The following is an 18,174-nucleotide window of genomic DNA, read 5'->3' as shown; positions in this document are numbered from 1 at the left end:
TCGCTGGGTGACGAGTGTGGATGTGCAGACCGGAAAATCGGACGACGACGATTCAGCACCCAGCGGCTATGCGGCGGCCCGGCTGCGCCTCCTCCACGGGGAGGCGCGGTCCGGGCCGCCGCGCCGTTCGGCCCTGGCCGAGCTGACCGACGGCTGGCTCGGCGAGCTGTTCACCGCCGGGGCGCGCGAGTTGACCGGGGTGTCCCTCGTCGCCGTCGGCGGCTACGGACGCGGCGAGCTGTCCCCGCGCAGCGACCTCGACCTGCTGCTCCTGCACGACGGCAACGCCGGCCCCGGTGCCATCGCCTCCCTCGCGGACCGCATCTGGTACCCCGTGTGGGACCTGGGGCTCGCCCTCGACCACTCCGTCCGTACGCCCGCGGAGGCCCGTAAGACGGCGGGCGAGGACCTCAAGGTGCAGCTCGGCCTCCTCGACGCCCGGCACATCGCCGGCGACCTCGGCCTGACGGCGGGCCTGCGCACCGCCGTCCTCGCCGACTGGCGCAACCAGGCGCCCAAACGCCTGCCCGAACTGCGCGACCTGTGCGAAGAACGGGCCGAGCGCCAGGGCGAGTTGCAGTACCTGCTCGAACCCGACCTCAAGGAGGCCAGGGGCGGGCTCAGGGACGCCACCGCGCTGCGCGCCGTCGCCGCGTCATGGCTCGCGGACGCCCCCCGGGAAGGCCTCGCCGACGCGCGGCGCAGGCTCCTCGACGTACGGGACGCCCTGCACCTGGCCACCGGCCGCGCCACCGACCGCCTCGCCCTCCAGGAGCAGGACCAGGTCGCAGCGGAACTCGGCCTCCTCGACGCCGACACCCTGCTCCGGCAGGTCTACGAGGCCGCGCGCACCGTGTCGTACGCCAGCGACGTCACCTGGCGCGAGGTCGGGCGCGTACTCACGTCGCGGGCCGTGCGGCCCCGGCTGCGCGCCATGCTGGGCGGCGGGAGCAAGCCCGTCACCGAGCGGTCACCGCTCGCCGAAGGCGTCGTCGAGCAGGACGGGGAGGCGGTCCTCGCCCGCGCGGCCAGGCCCGAGCGTGACCCCGTGCTGCCGCTTCGCGCGGCCGCGGCCGCCGCCCAGGCCGGACTGCCGCTGTCCCTGCACGCCGTCCGCCGGATGGCCGCCGCCGCGCGCCCCCTGCCCACGCCGTGGCCCGCCGAGGCCCGCGAACAGCTCGTGACGCTGCTCGGCGCGGGCCGGCCGACCGTCGAGGTCTGGGAGGCGCTGGAGGCCGAGGGCCTGATCACGCGGCTGCTGCCCGACTGGGAGCGGGTGCGGTGCAGGCCGCAGCGCAACGCCGTGCACACCTGGACCGTCGACCGGCACCTCGTCGAGACCGCCGTGCGCGCCGCCGAACTCACGCGCCGCGTCGGCCGCCCCGACCTGCTGCTGGTCGCCGCGCTCCTGCACGACATCGGCAAGGGCTGGCCCGGCGACCACTCCGTGGCCGGAGAGATCATCGCGAAGGACGTGGCCGCGCGCATCGGCTTCGACCGCGTGGACGTCGCCGTCGTGGCCACCCTCGTGCGCCACCATCTGCTGCTCATCGAGACGGCGACACGGCGCGACCTGGAGGACCCGGCGACCGTGCGGGCCGTCGCGGACGCCGTCGGCTCCGTGGGGACGCTCGAACTGCTGCACGCCCTGACGGAGGCGGACGCGCTCGCCACCGGGCCCGCGGCCTGGTCCACGTGGCGAGGGTCGCTCGTCACCGACCTCGTCAAGCGGGTCGCCGCCGTCCTCGCGGGAGAGGACCCCGACGGCGGCGACAGCCCTGCCGCGGCCGAGCCCACGGCCGAACAGGAGCGACTGGCCCTGGAGGCGTTCCGCACGGGCGGCCCGGTGCTGTCCCTGCGCGCGCAGACCGAGGCGCCCGTCGACCGGGACGCGGGGGGCGCCGAGGCCGCGCCCGCCGACCCGGAGCCTCTCGGTGTCGAACTGCTCATCGCCGTCCCCGACCAGCCCGGCGTGCTGCCCGCCGTCGCCGGGGTGCTCGCCATGCACCGGCTCACCGTCCGCACGGCGGAGCTGCGCGCCCTCGACCTGCCGGCCCAGGTGCCGGGCTCGGTCCTGCTCCTCGACTGGCGGGTCGCCGCCGAGTACGGCTCCCTGCCACAGGCCGCCCGGCTGCGCGCGGATCTCGTACGGGCCCTGGACGGCTCCCTGGACATCGCCGCCCGGCTCGCGGAGCGGGACGCCGCGTATCCGCGGCGGCGCGGCACCGTGGCGCCGCCGCCCCGGGTGACGGTCGCCCCCGCCGCCTCGCGGCACGCGACGGTGATCGAGGTCCGGGCGCAGGACGCACCGGGCCTGCTGCACCGCATCGGCCGTGCGCTCGAAACGGCGGACGTATGGGTGCGGTCCGCGCATGTGTCGACCCTCGGGGCGAACGCGGTGGACGCGTTCTATGTCACGCGGGCCGAGGGCGAGCCGCTCCCCGCGGCGGACGCGGCCGCGGTGGCGGGCGCGCTGGAAGGGGCGCTGCGGGGGTAGTGGGGCCGAGGCGGAGGCCGGCGGACGGGTGCGCCGGTCTCCCCGGGAGCGCTTCGCACGGCCTCGGGAACGCTTCGTACGAATGGGGTGGAGACCCCACTGGACACCTCCGGATACCCTGGAGGACGACCTGTCCGCCCGCCCTTCAACCCGAGGATTCGCGACCGCCGTGTTCGACACTCTTTCCGACCGCCTCGCAGCGACATTCAAGAACCTCCGCGGCAAGGGGCGCCTCAGCGAGGCGGACATCGACGCCACGGCGCGCGAGATCCGTATCGCCCTGCTCGAAGCGGACGTGGCCCTGCCCGTCGTCCGCGCCTTCATCAAGCAGGTCAAGGAGCGTGCGGCCGGCGCGGAGGTCTCCCAGGCGCTGAACCCCGCCCAGCAGGTCATCAAGATCGTCAACGAGGAGCTCATCGGCATCCTCGGCGGCGAGACCCGGCGCCTGCGGTTCGCCAAGAACCCGCCCACCGTGATCATGCTCGCGGGTCTCCAGGGTGCCGGTAAGACGACCCTCGCCGGAAAGCTCGGCCACTGGCTGAAGGGGCAGGGCCACGCGCCGCTGCTCGTCGCCTGTGACCTCCAGCGCCCCAACGCCGTGAACCAGCTGAGCGTCGTCGCCGAGCGCGCCGGCGTCGGCATCTACGCGCCCGAGCCCGGCAACGGCGTGGGCGACCCGGTCCAGGTCGCCAAGGACTCCGTCGAGTTCGCCCGGCAGAAGCAGTACGACGTCGTCATCGTCGACACCGCCGGCCGCCTGGGTATCGACCAGGAGCTCATGCAGCAGGCCGCGGACATCCGCGACGCCGTCTCGCCCGACGAGGTCCTCTTCGTCGTCGACGCCATGATCGGTCAGGACGCGGTCAACACCGCCGAGGCCTTCCGTGACGGCGTCGGCTTCGACGGCGTGGTGCTCTCCAAGCTCGACGGTGACGCCCGTGGTGGTGCCGCCCTGTCGATCGCGCACGTCACCGGCCGCCAGGTCATGTTCGCCTCGAACGGCGAGAAGCTGGACGACTTCGACGCGTTCCACCCGGACCGCATGGCGTCCCGCATCCTCGGCATGGGCGACATGCTCACGCTGATCGAGAAGGCCGAGCAGACCTTCTCGCAGCAGGAGGCCGAGAAGATGGCCTCCAAGCTGGCCTCCAAGAAGGGCCAGGACTTCACGCTCGACGACTTCCTGGCCCAGATGGAGCAGGTCAGGAAGATGGGCTCCATCTCCAAGCTGCTCGGGATGCTGCCCGGCATGGCGCAGATGAAGGACCAGATCAACAACCTCGACGAGCGTGACGTCGACCGTACGGCCGCCATCATCAAGTCGATGACCCCGGCCGAGCGCGCGGACGCCACGATCATCAACGGCTCGCGCCGTGCCCGTATCGCCCGTGGTTCGGGTGTCGAGGTCAGCGCGGTGAAGAACCTCGTCGAGCGGTTCTTCGAGGCCCGCAAGATGATGTCCCGCATGGCGCAGGGCGGCGGCATGCCGGGGATGCCCGGGATGCCGGGCATGGGCGGCGGCCCCGGCCGGCAGAAGAAGAAGCAGAAGCAGGCCAAGGGCAAGCAGCGCTCCGGCAACCCGATGAAGCGCAAGCAGCAGGAAGAGGAAGAGGCGGCGCGCCGCGAGGCCGCGGGCCAGAGCGGCAACGCGTTCGGCTTGCCCGCCGCCGACCAGGACAAGAACTTCGAACTGCCCGACGAGTTCAAGAAGTTCATGGGCTGACCGGCCACTTCGTAGACATGCGTAAGGGGCGCCCGCCATTGCGGGCGCCCCTTACGCATGGGCGGGTCACGCGGCTCGCGCCGCCGCCCGACTGATCTCCGTGCCGTTGGCGAGCCCCGCCGTATCGAGGCCGAGCGCCGCCGCGGCCGTCGCGCCCACGTCCGCCAGGCTGCCCGCGTCCGGCAGCAGTTCGACACCGGCCGCGCCCGGGCGGTGGACGAGGACCGGCACGAACTCCCGGGTGTGGAAGGCGTGGCCGATCGTCGGGTCGTTGCCGTGGTCGCCGGTCACGATCAGCCGGTCGCCGTCCGCGTCGAGCAGCGAGACGAGCGTCGCGAGCCCCGCGTCGACCTGCTCCAGGACGTGCCCGTAGCGCTCCACGTCCTGCTGGTGCCCGGCCAGATCGCTCTCCTGCACATTGGCCACGACCAGCGCCTCGCCCTCCGCGCGCACGGCTTCGAGCGTGTGCGCGAGCACGTCCGCGGTCGGCACGGCCGGGCGCCGCACCGCGTCGTCGCAGGCCAGGATGTCCGCGGCCTTCCCGACGAGCGTGACGGGGATCCCGGCCCGCGCCGCCAGGTCCGGGAGCTGCCGCGTGTGGTCGAGGCCCGCGCCGAGATGCCGCACTTCGAGGCCACCGTTGCGGTAGAAGCCGCTCGCCGGGGTGTCGAGGCCGACCGTGCCGCCGTCCCCTTCGCGTACGAAGTCGGAGAGCGGGCCGCTCGCGTGGCCGCCCACCGCGATCACCCGCGCGACGGGCGCCACCGCGCGTACCGTGCGCGCGACGGAGAGGATCCCGTCGAAGCCCAGGTCGTCGAGGCGGCCCGAGGCGTTCCAGTTGATACCGGGGTCGGCCTCCAGGTTGTCGTGCACGAGCACGGCCCCGTCGACCACCAACAGAGGTCTGCCGCCGAGGAGTTCGACCCGGTGGCCCGCGGCCTCCAGGGCCGCGGTGACCTCGTCGAGGTGGTCGCCGAGCCGCGCCACCGTCACCCGGCTGAAGTCGGCGCCCATCATCGTCTGGTGGCCCGCGTACGTGTCCGCGCCGGGGTAGCCGAGCCCGGCCCGGCCCGCCGCGACCGGCAGACGGGTGCGCCGTGCGAGGTCCGGGTGCGGGTGCACCAGGCCGAGCCCGAGCGCGCCGAGCGCGGGCAGCCGCAGCGGCCGCCCGAACGCCTTGCGGCACCCGTCGAGCACGTGTCCGCAGGTGTCCGCCGCCAGGTCGCCGGGGCGCAGGGCCCCCGCGTCCGGCATGGCGCCGACACCGAATCCGTCGACGACGACGATGACGGTCTTGCTCATCACAGGGCCCTTCCTTGCGCGTCGTACAGGCCCATCAGGCGCGGCGACCCGGACGACAGGCCCGCCACCACCGCGACCGTCGAGCGGGTCACGAAGATCTGGGTGCGGAACGCGAGCAGCGCAGTGTCGCCCGCAGCGACGGCTTGGCCGGGGGCGGGCGCGTCGAGGAGCCGGTAGTAGTCGATGTTCTCCGCGGGCGCGTCCTGCACCGCGAGGCGCCGGCCCGAGCGGGGCAGCAGTGCCGAACCGATGTGCGCGCGGGGGTAGAAGCCGCCGCCGAACACGGCGGGCCGGCCGTCGGCGAGGGTATGGGCGACCTCGGTGACGTAGACGTACGCGGGCCTCTCGGGCTGGTCGGCGTCGCGGGCGTGCAGGGGGGTGGTGCCGGTGAGCGAGTGGCCGGGCTCGCCGTGGGTCGCGCCGAGCTCGGCGAGGAGGGGGAGACTGGCCATGGAGGTGGCGCTCGGGGCGCTCAGCTTCAGGCCTTCGTAGCCGCGCGAGGTGAGCGACTCCCTTGCCTTGAGGGCGAGTTCGAAGTTTGCGGTGGGGCGTGGCGTGCCCGTCGCCGGGTCGCACAGGACGCACGGGAACGCGGTGACGCCCGCGATCCGCACTCCCGGCAACTGTTCGACGGCGGCCGCGAAGTCGTCGATCCCGCCGAGCGGAACGCCACCTTCCTGCCCGGGATAGACCGCGCCCTCCGCCCCTTCGAGGCGCACGAGGACGTCCTGGACGAATCCCCGCGCGCGGGCCGCGTCCGAGACCGCGCGGGCGTTGTCGACGTCGAAGACGGTCACGGTCTCCGGGCGCCAGGCCAGCATCTCGGGCAGCGCGCGGCGCGGGATCTGCACGAGGTGGCCGAGATTGCCCGCCCGCGCCCCCGCCGCGTGCAGGGTGCGTGCCTCCGGCGCGTCGATGGCCGCGTACTTCGGGATGTGCCGGGCGATCGCCCTGATCAGCTCGGGGTTGCGGCCGAGCTGCTTCACGACGAACCAGAGGGTGAGCCCGAGCCGGTCGGCTTCGGCGGCGAGCAGCGTGGCGTTCGACTCGATCGCGTCGAGATCCATGACGTACGTGTCGGGCGGGATCGCGCCCCGCCGGTGGAGGTCGGCCGCGGCGTCGACGAGCTCGGGGTTGCGGGTGAGCAGACTGTCGAGGAACACGGTCAGTCGTCCTTTGTGTGGTGCTTCAGTACGTCGAGGGAGCGGCGCAGGATGTCGATCACGAGGTCGGCGCCCGCCCGCATCGGATTGATCCGCACCGTCCAGTCCGCGAGCCCGGGGGAGTCGTCGAGGGTCGAGCTGGACATGCGGTAGAACAGCGGCGCGATCTCGTAACGGGAGTTGGAGCCGACGGGATAGGGCGCGGCGCCGAACCGGGCGGCGACAGAGGGGAGTTCACGCGCGACAGGGCGGTCGAGGCGCACGAGCAGACACCGGTCCTGGGCGTTCGCGAGCCGTACCTCGGCGACGCCGTCCACCTCACCGGCGGCGAGCCGCTCGGCGACCTGGGCGCCCACCCGCGACTGCACCGCCCACATCACCGGCACGTGCGTCAGGGCGCGCAGCACGTCCAGCGCCTGGTGGCCCTGGACCTGACCACCGCCCGAGTAGTTGTCCGCCCGGACCCGCGCGACGAGGTCACGCGCCCCGACGACGATTCCCACCCCTTCGGGCCCGTGCAGCTTGAACAGCGAGAAGCAGGAGGCGTCCGCGCCCAGTTCGACCCCGGACACGGGCACACGCAGTACGGCGTAGTTGTCGTCGACGACCGTGCGCACCCCGGCCGCCCGGCACGCTGCGAGCACCTCGCCCGGGTCGTACGAGTCGCCGAGCCGCTGCCGGGTGTGCTGGACGTACGCCCACCGGAAGCGCCCCGACGCGAGGGCCTCGCGCAGCGCGCCCAGGTCGTTGAAGTCGACCTCTTCGGTGTGTACGCCGATGCCGCGCAGCGTGACCTCGGTGGTCCGGTACACCGGCGCCCTGTGGATCAGCAGCGGATCGCCCGCGCTCACGGCGGCGTTCAACGCGGCACGGATCGCTCCGGTGCCCGCCCCCTGGACGAACGCGGCGTCCTCGGCCCTGAAGAAGGCGGCGAGCACGGCCTCGGCCTTGGCGGTTGTGCGGGGCCGGCCGAGACCGGGCACGACGCCCGCGTCGGCGCTGAACAGCTCCTCGCCGGCGAAGTGCGCGGCGGTGCACTCGATCAGCCGGAACTGCCGGGCCATCGCCTCGTCGACCGGGATCGTGGCGAGCGGGAACGTCTCGGGGAGCGTGGGTGCGGCCGGGTGGGTGGGCGTCATCGTCAGATCTCCTCCGCGCTCGCGCCGGTCAGGAAGCGCAGCGGGTTGCGGCGCGTCATCAGGTCCACCAGGGCGTCGTCCACGCCCGCGGCACGCGCCCGGGGCAGGAACGACCGGAACAGATGCCCGTAACCCTGACCGCCCTCGCGCTCCAGATAGCCGTGGCGCGAGATGTCGCAGCTGAGCAGGACACGGTCGGCGTAGCCGGCCTCCAGGAGGGCGAGCAGCAGCCGGAGCCGGACGTCGTCGCTCTGGTAGTTCTCCTTGCCGACCGTGTCGAACGCGACGTACGCGCCGCTCGCGGCCAGCTCCTGGTGCACGGCCGGATCGTCGAGGAGGTCCTGGTGGCCGACCGAGATCCGGTGCGGGGCGAGGCCCTCGGCCGTGAGCAGCTCCAGCTGGGCGAGCCCGCCGCGGCCGAGCTGCGCGTGCGTGGCGACCGACAGGCCCGTGGCGGCGGCGGCCCGCGCCGCAGCACGCAGCGCACGCGACTCCGGCTCGCTGGGCACGTCACCGTGGCTGCCGACCTCGCCGAGGACGCCCGGCCGGACGCCCGTGGACCCGAGACCGCCGTCGATCTCGCGGACCAGCGTGTCGGCCAGCTGCCCGACCCCTGCGCCGGCCAGCTCGGGCGTGTGGAACGGCTCGTAGTACCAGCCGGTGGCCGCGACGACGGCGACCTGCGCGTCCCGGGAGATCCGGGCCAGGGCGCGTGGGTCGCGCCCCATGCCGCGGCAGGTCAGCTCGATCACCAGGGCGAGGCCGAACTCCTCGCGCAGAGACGCCAGTTCGGCCGTGACGGCCGGTCCGTGCGCCTCGGGGTCGAGGACCGCGCCGCCGTCGCCGCGCCGGTCGAGGTCGAGCACCAGATGCTCGTGGGCGAGGGCCGGGCCACGTACGGCGGCCGCGGGGAGCGGGCCGGTGACGGTGTGGACGAGGGGCGGGGTGTGCATGGTGCGGTGGGGTTTCCTTCCTGGCGTACGTACCCGGCCTCAGCCCTTGATCGGGGTGAACAGGTCGAGCCAGTACAGGAGGTTGAGCAGGATGCCGCCGACGATCACCGCGGCGGGAGCGGCCGCCATCCGTACGACCGGCCGGCCCATCGCCTCGTTCAGCAGATAGAGCCCGCCGACGACGAGGATGCCGAGACCGGCGCCCATGGCGTTGGCCGCCATCAGCGAACCGAAGAGGATCGCCAGCTGGAGCGTGTCGGTGATGGCACTGCGCAGATGCTCCGACGAGTCGCGCACGCTCGGCAGCTTGCCGAGGAACCTGCCGATGTAGGAGAGGGCGAGCACCTCGACGGCGAACACGGCCGCGCCGACGATCGCCGCGAGGAACGGGTTCGGCAGCAGATAGCCGATGGGGTAGACGAGCGTGAAGCCCGCGATGCCGTACGCCCCCGAGGCGAGCGCCGTCGTCGCGATCAGCGGGATGAAGCCGAACACCCGGTAGAAGTCCACCTGGGCGGCCTCGCTGTAGTGCCCCTTCGCGATCAGGAAGCTGGTGGCCTCACCACCGCCGAATATGTGCATCTGCGCGAGCACGCAGACACCCGCGCCGAGCACCATGAACAGCGGCAGGAACGTGCGCAGTCTCGCCGCACTGGAGCTGAACAGCGACGCCATCGGGTCGTCCGCGAGGACCACTTCCTCGACGCCGCCGCCCTCGGCCCGCGCGGCCTTGCGCTCCCGGACGTCCTTGGCGATCGCGAGGCCGATGAGCATCAGGACACCGACCGCCATGGCGAGCGCGCCCGCGAACATGTTCGGCCAGATCTTCATGGTCATCACGACCAGAGCCAGTTCGAGGACGCCCGCGACGCCGCCCCACACGCGCCCGAACTGCTTGGTGATCGCCAGTACCGGGAACAGCGTGAACAGGAACAGGATCGGCGTCGACATCTGCTGCATCGCGGTGAGGAAGTCGACCGGGAGGTCGTGGGCCACGTTGTTCGCGCCGTTCAGGCCGAACACGACGACGGCGCCCCAGGCGCCGCCCAGGATCGGGGCGATCCACTTCTTCGGGGCGAGGAGCCCGAGGATGTCCGTGGGCAGGAACAGCAGCCACGGGTTGAGTACGCCGGTGGACAGGGCCATCGGCGCGCCGAGACCGAAGATGAACCCGGCGGAGAGCCCGAAGGAGACCGCGGTGGTGGCGCTGCGGGTGGACCGGCCCTGGATGAAGTCCAGCATGAACGGGCGTACACCGTCGTTGAAGACGGCCAGCGCCATGTGCGAGATGAACGCGGTCAGCGCGCACAGGGCGATCACGGTCAACTGCTGCGCCAGAGAGAAGTCGAGGTTCGCACCTGCGGCGAGAGTGGTGTTCACGGGGCTCACGGGATCTCCTTCGTGCCCGGGGCGGAGGTGCCTGGTGTGATCAGGCGCGCGCGGCGATGGCGCGGGCGATCAGCGGAGCGATGACGTCGATCTGGTCCATGGAGAAGCCGAAGACCTTCTTGCCCTGGTCGAGCAGGGAGTCGACCTGGTCCTCGGTCGGTACGCAACGCCCGAAGGTGTGGCACGCGGGCCGGCCCATGAGCCCGACGAGGACGCCGAGCGAGGCGCCGGCGCCGGTGTGACAGGTGCCGAGGTAGAAGTCGGCCTGGCCCGCGCGGAGCTTCATCGCGGCGTCCATGTCGCTGGAGACGACGATGTCGACGCCGTCGAGGGCGAGCGCCTTGACGGTCCCGGTGACCTCGACCTTGCCTACGCCGCCGGTGAGGATCTTCTTCATGGGGTGGTCCTTGGGGGTTGGGAGTCGGTTGATGGCTGTCCCGCCAGCACCGCAAGATGCATGGCCAGGAAGTTGACCTCGGAGTCGGGCAGGGTGGCGCCGAGCTGTTCGCGGGCGCGGGCGGCGACCTCGCGGGCGCCGGCCACGGCGTGGGGGTGGCCGGCCAGTTCCGCGGCCACCTGCTCGTCGGTGAGGAACTGCTCGATCGGCTCCCCGTCGACGAGCCGGGTCAGCGCCATCATCAGATGGCTGGTGAGCATGCCGGCGGTCTGCTCGGTGACCTCGTTCCCCCGTTCCGCGAGGGCAGTGAGTTCGGCGGTCACGAAGTCGGCGACCTCGGGCCTGACCTGGCCGCCTTCGCGGAACAACCGGATGCGGAGGGCGAGTTGGTCGTCCATGGGATCTCCTTCCGGGTTCCGGAGGATTCGACAATAATCAGGATTCTGGATATTCAGATGTGGAGGGGTGGGCGGACCCTTTCGGCCCCACCCCCGCCGGCTCAGTACGACGGCACGCGCTCGCCCCGCAACACCTCGGCCTGCAGTGACGTCACGGTCGACAGGTCGACCGCGTCGCGCACCGCGGAGAGCGCCTTCGCGCCCTCGGTCCTGCCGATGATCGCCGCGCTGGAGTTGCGCAGGGAAAGTTCGCGGGTGACCTCGTCGCCCAGCGGCAGCACCTCCCCGCCCATCCCTGTCCGGCCCTGCGCCTCGTCGAGGTTCCAGACGGTGGCGTCGGCCAGGTTCTGCGCGAACAGGTCCCGCAGCTGCATGTACGAGGACTCGACCCACTCGATGTCGGTGCGCCCGGCGAACGCGCGCTCGGCGAGCATCCGCTGGTCCTCGGAGGTGGGGTCCACGGCGACCCGCAGGCCGGGCGCGTCGAGCGAGGCGCCCTCGCGCAGCAGCAGCCCGTGGGCGCCTACATACGTGGCCGGGCCCAGGTCGGCGACAAGCTCCACCGGATGTTCCTCGATCAGCCGGTCGGCGGCGAAGCGCGACAGCACCACCAGGTCGACCTTGCCTTCGAGCAGGGCCGTGGTCCGGGCGCCCGCGCCACGCATGAACGTGATCGCGAACGGCGTGCCCGCCTCCTCGAAGGCGGTACGCAGGCCGGTGGCCAGGCCCTCGTAGCGGCGCGAGTAGGGGAGGGGCATCGCGGCGAGCAAGGTGCCGAGGCCGGAGAGGCGCCACAGCGTGGAGCGCTCGGAGCGCACCAGGAAGGTGCCCAGGTGGCCGCGCGCGGCGGTCTCGATGGCGCCGGACTCCTCCAGGAGCCGCAGGGCGGCCTGAACCGTGCCGTTTCCGCATCCCAGTTCCTCGGCGAAGTCGCGGACCCGGGGCAGTCGTGTGTCGGGCTCGTGGTTGAGCAGCAGGACCGCGAGCTGGCGGGCCGCGAGGCCGTTGCGCGTAAGGAAGCGCTCGTCGAAACCGTTCACAGCCCGGACAGTAACCAGGATTCTGGATACTGGCAAGGGTTCCGGATGTGTGCGGTTATGGGCGGGAGGCGTGACGGCAGGAGGAGAGCAGGCGTGGCCAACCCCGTACCCCCGCGCGACCGGACAGACCAGCCGTGGCGCTCCGAGGGGGCGCCGCCTCCACCGCCCGCCAAGCCGCCGCGGAAGAAGATGCCGGGCGGCTGGGGCGGCCTCATCCTCACCGCCCTGATCGTCTACCTCATCGCCAACCTCGTGCTGTCGTTCTTCAACCAGGGCAACGAGCCGACGATCTCGTACACCGAGTTCAGCAAGCAGGTCGCCGACAACAACGTCGACAAGATCTACTCCAAGGGCGACGCGATCCAGGGCCAGCTCAAGAAGGAGCAGTCCACGCCGGACGGCAGTGACAGCTCGAGCAAGAACTACACCAAGTTCAAGACCCAGCGGCCGTCCTTCGCGGACGACGACCTCTGGGCGAACCTGGAGAAGCACAACGTCACCGTGACGGCCTCGCCGGTCGTCCAGGAGCGCAGCTTCCTCGCCAACCTCCTCATCTCCCTCGCCCCGATGTTCCTGCTCGTCGTGCTGTGGATCTTCATCGCGCGGCGGATGCGGCAGGGCATGGGCGGCGGCATGGGGGGAGGCATGCTCGGGCGCAAGCAGCCGCCCAAGCCGGTCGAGCTGGAGCCCGGCAGGCAGCGCACCACGTTCGCGGACGTCGCCGGCATCGACGAGGTGCAGGGTGAGCTCAGTGACGTCGTCGACTTCCTCAAGAACCCCGACGCCTATCGCGAGATGGGCGCGAAGATGCCTCGCGGCGTCCTCCTGTCGGGCCCGCCGGGAACCGGCAAGACGCTCCTGGCCAGGGCCGTCGCGGGCGAGGCCGGGGTCCCGTTCTTCTCCGCGTCCGCCTCCGAGTTCATCGAGATGATCGTCGGAGTCGGCGCCTCGCGCGTACGCGAACTCTTCGCCGAGGCCCGCAAGGTGGCGCCCTCGATCATCTTCATCGACGAGATCGACACCATCGGCCGGGCCCGCGGCGGCGGCTCCGCCATGGGCGGCCACGACGAGCGCGAACAGACCCTCAACCAGATCCTCACCGAGATGGACGGCTTCTCGGGATCCGAGGGCGTCATCGTCATCGCGGCCACCAACCGCGCGGACGTCCTCGACCCGGCCCTCACCCGCCCCGGCCGCTTCGACCGCGTCGTGAGCGTCAGCCCGCCCGACCGCGGCGGCCGCGAGGCCATCCTCAAGATTCACACCCGGGAGATCCCGCTCGCCCCGGACGTGGACCTGCTGCAGGTCGCCCGCACGACCCCGGGCATGACCGGCGCCGACCTCGCCAACCTCACCAACGAGGCCGCCCTCCTCGCCGTCAAACGCCAGCAGAGGGCCGTCACCCAGGCCGACCTCTCCCAGGCCCTGGAAAAGGTCCAACTGGGCGCCGAACGGCCCCTAGTCATGCCGGTCGAGGAGCGCCGCCGCACCGCGTACCACGAGAGCGGCCACGCCCTGCTCGGCATGCTCCAGCCCGGCGCCGACCCCGTCCGCAAGATCACCATCGTGCCGCGCGGCCGCGCACTCGGCGTCACCCTCTCCACGCCCGACGCCGACAGGTACGCCTACACGGAGGAGTACCTGCGCGGCCGCATCATCGGCGCGCTAGGGGGCATGGCGGCCGAACACGTCGTATACGGGGTCGTCACCACCGGCGCCGAGAACGACCTCGAACAGGTCACGAACATCGCGCGCGGCATGGTCGCCCGCTGGGGCATGAGCGACCGCATCGGCCGCCTCTCCGCCCTGCCGAGCGACGCCCAGCAGGCGTACGGGCTCTCCGCCGCGCCGCACACTCTCGACACCATCGACCACGAGATGCGCCGCATCGTCGACGAGTGCTACGAGGAGGCCTGCACCAAACTCCGCGACCACCGCGGCCAGTTGGACTCCCTGGCCGCGGCACTCCTCGCGAACGAGACCCTGGACGAGGCGGAGGCCTACCGCGTCGCCGGCGTCATCCGCCTCACCAAGGACGAGGACGCGCAGGGGACTCAGGCAACTGAGGGGACTCGGACTCAGGGGACGCAGGACACCGACGGCCAGGGGACGGCGACGGACCACTAGCGACCGTCACGGGGTGCGCGCGATCACGTAGCGGAACACGTTCGGCATCCACACCGTCCCGTCCTGCCGCTGATGCGGATGCAGCGCCTCCGTCATCTCCTTCTCGACCTGGGATCGGTCCGTCGCGCCGATCGCCGCGTCGAACAGCCCCGTCGACAGCAGCCCGCGCACGGCGCTGTCCACGTCCGCGTAGCCGAACGGACAGGCGACCCGGCCCGAGCCGTCCGGCCTGAGCCCGGCCCGATGCGTGACCTCCTCCAGGTCGTCGCGGAGCGCGGGCCGCCAACTGCCCGCGCTGCGCAGCGGATCGGCGAGCTTCGTCGCGACCCGCAGGACCGACGACGTCGCGCACCGCTCGGGGGGACCCCAGCCGGCCAGCACCACGGGAGTACCCCGCTCGGCGAACGGCGACGCCGACTCCAGGAGCGCGCCGAGCCCCTCGGAGTCACCGGCCGTGCAGCCGACCGGCTGGAACGCGGTGATCAGGTTGTACGGCGGATCGTCCGGTCCCGCCGCGTCCCCGGGGCCCCCTTCGGTCAGTCGCGTGTCGCCACGCGCGCGCGTGCGCCACGTCTCGCCCTGGAGACGCTCTCTGGCCAGTGAGAGCCGCTCGGGCGCGGCTCCCTCGACGCCCGTGACCGCCGCGCCCCGCGACGCCGCCATCAAAAGGGCGAGCCCCGAGCCGCAGCCGAGGCCGAGAAGCCGGGTGCCGGCCGGTTCGCCGACCTCCAGCCGTTCGTAGACCGCTTCGTAGAGCGGGACCAGCATCCGTTCCTGTATCTCCGCCCAGTCACGCGCGCGTGCGCACAGGTCCACGCGGGGCACGCGCCCCGGGTGGGGGAGGTGCCGCTGCACGAGCGTAGGTGTCATCGAAAGCGCCCCAATCCGCCGAGAGTTACTGCTGTGGCGTGTTCCTGCGGTTCGTCCGCCCCCGTACATGTGCGCTCGCAGTTCCCCCGTATGCCAGAGAACTCCGCATCCGTCGTCCCGTCTAGGGGGTGTTCCCAAGGGCCTTCGCGCGCTGCGCGCCGGCCTGCGCCGCGCGGCCGGACGTGGGTAAAAAAGATGCCGACCGGGCGTAATCGCGCCGTAGCATGCGCGCCATGGCCAAGACACCCGTTCTCACGCCTCAGGCAGAGGACTTCCCGCGCTGGTACCAGGACATCGTCAGCAAGGCCGAACTGGCCGACAACGGTCCAGTGCGCGGCACGATGGTCATCCGACCGTACGGCTACGGCCTGTGGGAGCGGATGCAGCAGGACATGGACGCCCGCATCAAGGAGACGGGCACCCAGAACGCGTACTTCCCGCTCCTGATCCCGCAGTCGTACCTCCACAAGGAGGCCGAGCACGTCGAGGGGTTCGCGCCCGAACTCGCCGTGGTCACGCACGGCGGCGGCAAGGAGCTGGAGGAGCCCGCCGTCGTCCGCCCCACCTCCGAGATGATCATCAACGAGTATTTCGCCAAGTGGGTGCAGAGCTACCGCGACCTGCCCCTCCTCATCAACCAGTGGGCGAACGTCGTCCGCTGGGAGCTGCGCCCCCGACTCTTCCTGCGCACCACGGAGTTCCTGTGGCAGGAGGGCCACACCGCGCACGCCACGTACGAGGAGGCCCGCGACTTCGCGGCCCGCATCCACCGGCACGTGTACGCGGACTTCATGCAGGACGTCCTCGCGATGGACGTCGTGCTCGGCCGCAAGACCGCCAAGGAGCGCTTCGCCGGCGCCATCAACACCCTCACGCTCGAAGGGATGATGGGCGACGGCAAGGCCCTCCAGCTGGGCACCAGCCACGAACTCGGCCAGAACTTCGCCAGGGCCTTCCACACCCAGTACCTGTCCAAGGAGGGCAAGCAGGAACTGGTGTGGCAGACCTCCTGGGGATCGACCACCCGCATGATCGGCGCGCTCGTGATGATGCACGGCGACGACAACGGCCTGAGGATCCCGCCCCGGCTCGCCCCCACCCAGGTCGTCGTGCTGGCCATCAAGGGGGACGACGCCGTTCTGGCCCAGGTCCACGAGATCGGCGGCGCCCTCAAGGCGGCCGGCATCCGCGTCCATGTCGACGACCGCACGGACACCCCGTTCGGCCGCCGCGCCATCGACTGGGAACTCAAGGGAGTGCCCGTACGTGTCGAGATCGGCCCGCGCGACCTGGAGAACGGCACGGCGATGCTGGCCAGGCGCATCCCGGGCGGCAAGGAGCCGGTGGCCGTCGAGGCGCTCGCCGCGCTGCTGCCCACCGTCCTGGAGGAGGACCAGGCGCTGCTCCTGAAGCAGGCCCGCGAGCGCCGCGAGTCCCGTACGACCGATGTGACGACGGTCGACGAGGCCGTCGAGGCCGCCGCTTCGGGCGGCTGGGCCCGCATCCCGTGGGCCACGCTCGGCGAGGCGGGCGAGGCCGCGCTGGCCGAGCACTCCGTCTCCGTACGGTGTCTGGTCACCGAGGACGGGGCGGTGCCGGACGCGGATGACGCGGCGGGTAACGTCGCCGTCGTGGCACGCGCGTACTGAGCCACCGCACCTGCGAAGCGAGCGGCGCGAGAGAGGCCGAAAGGCCCCTTGTGCATCAGAGCGACACAGTCGCCCCGGCGTGCGGACATCGTCTACGCGCCGGGGCGTACGTATACCTACGCACCACCTTGGTGTGAGCTGTGAGGCTTCTCCGCAGATCAGCGCACCCGCCCTCGTCCGGACGCATGAGCGGCAACTGACTGGTACGTGCAAATTATTTGGGATGCCCCGGAATAGGAACACAGAGGCATCCCGGCTCGTTGTCACGACGTGAGCACGACACCACCTGTTCTCGCCGCAGAGCTGGCACAGGCGTGGGCCGACATTCAGCGGCACCACCCCGAGCTGCCAGATCTAGCCGCGCCCGAATCCCTGATCGGGGAGTCGTCGTCCGCCTGCGGACACGAACTCTCCTTCGAGCGACTCCTCCATGAGGCAGTCCATGGCATCGCCGCCGCCCGAGGAGTCCGCGACACCTCCCGCGCCGGCCGGTACCACAACCGCAGATTCCTCGCCATCGCCGAAGAGCTGGGCCTCGACCACCCCGAGGAACCGCACCCCAGCAGCGGCTTCTCGCTGGTGACGCTCAACCCCGAGGCGAAGCAGCGTTACCGGCCGACGATCGAGCGGCTCAAGAGCGCCCTCAAGGCGCACACCGTGGCCACGGCCGCGGACACCAAGCGCAGCTTCCGCGGTCCGGCCGCGCGGCACGGCTCCTCCGGGGGCGGTGTCCGCGTCAAGGCGGTCTGCGACTGCGGGCGCAATGTGCGCGTGGTGCCCTCGGTCCTCGCCCAGGCCCCGATCGTCTGCGGCGGCTGCGGCAAGCCGTTCCGCATCCCGGAGGCCGTCGGCGCGGGCGTTGGGTGATCTCCGGCTGATCCTCCGTGAGGGTGCGCGACCTGCTGCGGGGCGTTCGGACCAGGTTCGGCCGCCCCGCCGGCGTATGGCACAATGGCTAGCTGTACTCGACAGCCGCATAGGAACCCTCTCGCCTCCGGCTGACGCGTCCATCGGGCACTCCGAGTACCGCAACCCCACGTGGCATCCCGTTGTGCCCAACCACGTCAAGACCAGGAGACACCACTCCAGTGGCAGTCAAGATCAAGCTGAAGCGTCTGGGCAAGATCCGTTCGCCTCACTACCGCATCGTCGTCGCCGACTCCCGTACCCGCCGTGACGGCCGGGCCATCGAGGAGATCGGCCTGTACCACCCGGTGCAGAACCCCTCGCGCATCGAGGTCAACTCGGAGCGTGCCCAGTACTGGCTGTCCGTCGGCGCCCAGCCGACCGAGCCGGTCATGGCCATCCTGAAGCTCACCGGTGACTGGCAGAAGCACAAGGGCCTGCCGGCCCCCGCGCCGCTGCTCGTCGCGGAGCCCAAGGACAAGCGCGCCGCGTTCGAGGCCTTCACCAAGGGTCTCGAGGGCGACGACGCCAAGGGCGAGGCCATCACCCCGAAGGCCAAGAAGGCTGACAAGAAGGCGGACGAGGCCCCGGCCGAGTCCACCGAGTCCACCGAGGCCTGAG

At 71.7% G+C, this 18,174-nt stretch carries 15 protein-coding genes; 6 read left to right on the top strand and 9 right to left on the bottom strand.

Annotated elements, in window-relative coordinates:
- The first annotated feature begins 7 nt into the window (after positions 1 to 7).
- Both OG456_RS10675 and ffh read left to right on the top strand, forming a co-directional pair.
- Positions 8 to 2,497 carry a [protein-PII] uridylyltransferase gene (locus tag OG456_RS10675; protein WP_266559585.1) on the top strand — a complete coding sequence of 830 codons (2,490 nt, stop codon included), beginning with the start codon at positions 8 to 10 and terminating at the stop codon, positions 2,495 to 2,497.
- A gap of 169 nt (positions 2,498 to 2,666) precedes the next feature.
- The gene (gene ffh / locus OG456_RS10670; RefSeq protein WP_116509387.1) at positions 2,667 to 4,220 is read left to right on the top strand and encodes a signal recognition particle protein; all 1,554 of its coding nucleotides are present in this window, start codon (positions 2,667 to 2,669) and stop codon (positions 4,218 to 4,220) included.
- Positions 4,221 to 4,286: 66 nt separating this feature from the next.
- Here the strand turns inward: ffh and OG456_RS10665 are convergent, their stop codons facing one another.
- From OG456_RS10665 to yhfZ, 8 genes are all read right to left on the bottom strand, one after another.
- Positions 4,287 to 5,522, bottom strand: a complete 1,236-nt coding sequence (locus tag OG456_RS10665; RefSeq protein ID WP_266559582.1) for a phosphopentomutase — start codon at positions 5,520 to 5,522, stop codon at positions 4,287 to 4,289.
- Positions 5,522 to 6,685, bottom strand: a complete 1,164-nt coding sequence (locus OG456_RS10660) for a YhfX family PLP-dependent enzyme (protein ID WP_266559580.1) — start codon at positions 6,683 to 6,685, stop codon at positions 5,522 to 5,524. The genes OG456_RS10665 and OG456_RS10660 overlap by 1 nt, the downstream gene beginning before the upstream one ends.
- A gap of 2 nt (positions 6,686 to 6,687) precedes the next feature.
- Positions 6,688 to 7,824: an aminotransferase class V-fold PLP-dependent enzyme gene (locus OG456_RS10655; protein ID WP_266559578.1), complete on the bottom strand. Its 1,137-nt coding sequence runs from the start codon at positions 7,822 to 7,824 to the stop codon at positions 6,688 to 6,690.
- A 2-nt stretch (positions 7,825 to 7,826) separates the two neighbouring features.
- A complete protein-coding gene (locus OG456_RS10650) occupies positions 7,827 to 8,777 on the bottom strand; it encodes a phosphotriesterase (protein ID WP_266559576.1) in 951 nt (316 codons plus the stop codon).
- Between the two features lie 39 nt (positions 8,778 to 8,816).
- The gene (locus OG456_RS10645; RefSeq protein WP_266569141.1) at positions 8,817 to 10,157 is read right to left on the bottom strand and encodes a YhfT family protein; all 1,341 of its coding nucleotides are present in this window, start codon (positions 10,155 to 10,157) and stop codon (positions 8,817 to 8,819) included.
- Between the two features lie 49 nt (positions 10,158 to 10,206).
- A complete protein-coding gene (locus OG456_RS10640) occupies positions 10,207 to 10,563 on the bottom strand; it encodes a DUF2620 domain-containing protein (protein WP_266559574.1) in 357 nt (118 codons plus the stop codon).
- Positions 10,560 to 10,961 (bottom strand): PRD domain-containing protein, encoded by a 402-nt coding sequence (locus tag OG456_RS10635; protein ID WP_266559573.1) that lies wholly within the window; start codon positions 10,959 to 10,961, stop codon positions 10,560 to 10,562. Before OG456_RS10635 ends, OG456_RS10640 begins: the two co-directional genes overlap by 4 nt.
- A gap of 101 nt (positions 10,962 to 11,062) precedes the next feature.
- Positions 11,063 to 12,001, bottom strand: coding sequence for a GntR family transcriptional regulator YhfZ (gene yhfZ, locus OG456_RS10630; RefSeq protein WP_266559571.1), 939 nt, complete (start codon positions 11,999 to 12,001; stop codon positions 11,063 to 11,065).
- Positions 12,002 to 12,094: 93 nt separating this feature from the next.
- Here yhfZ and ftsH point away from each other — a divergent pair, with 93 nt between their 5' ends.
- Positions 12,095 to 14,128, top strand: coding sequence for an ATP-dependent zinc metalloprotease FtsH (gene ftsH, locus OG456_RS10625; RefSeq protein ID WP_266559569.1), 2,034 nt, complete (start codon positions 12,095 to 12,097; stop codon positions 14,126 to 14,128).
- Positions 14,129 to 14,134: 6 nt separating this feature from the next.
- Here ftsH and OG456_RS10620 read toward each other — a convergent pair whose 3' ends face one another.
- Entirely contained in the window at positions 14,135 to 14,998 is an 864-nt protein-coding gene (locus OG456_RS10620) for an SAM-dependent methyltransferase (protein WP_266559567.1), read from the bottom strand.
- A 233-nt stretch (positions 14,999 to 15,231) separates the two neighbouring features.
- On the opposite strand from OG456_RS10620, the gene proS reads away from it, so the two are divergent.
- The 3 genes from proS (at position 15,232) to rpsP (ending at position 18,173) form a co-directional block, all read left to right on the top strand.
- Positions 15,232 to 16,647: a proline--tRNA ligase gene (gene proS / locus OG456_RS10615; RefSeq protein WP_266559565.1), complete on the top strand. Its 1,416-nt coding sequence runs from the start codon at positions 15,232 to 15,234 to the stop codon at positions 16,645 to 16,647.
- Between the two features lie 270 nt (positions 16,648 to 16,917).
- Positions 16,918 to 17,514, top strand: a complete 597-nt coding sequence (locus tag OG456_RS10610; protein WP_266559563.1) for a hypothetical protein — start codon at positions 16,918 to 16,920, stop codon at positions 17,512 to 17,514.
- Positions 17,515 to 17,735: 221 nt separating this feature from the next.
- Positions 17,736 to 18,173: a 30S ribosomal protein S16 gene (gene rpsP, locus OG456_RS10605; RefSeq protein ID WP_116509370.1), complete on the top strand. Its 438-nt coding sequence runs from the start codon at positions 17,736 to 17,738 to the stop codon at positions 18,171 to 18,173.
- Position 18,174: the final 1 nt, after the last annotated feature.

The organism is Streptomyces sp. NBC_01446 (genome assembly GCF_026340095.1).
Lineage (GTDB): Bacteria > Actinomycetota > Actinomycetes > Streptomycetales > Streptomycetaceae > Streptomyces > Streptomyces aureus.
Note: the sequence above shows the minus strand (reverse complement) of the source record. Positions and strands in the feature narration are given on the sequence as shown.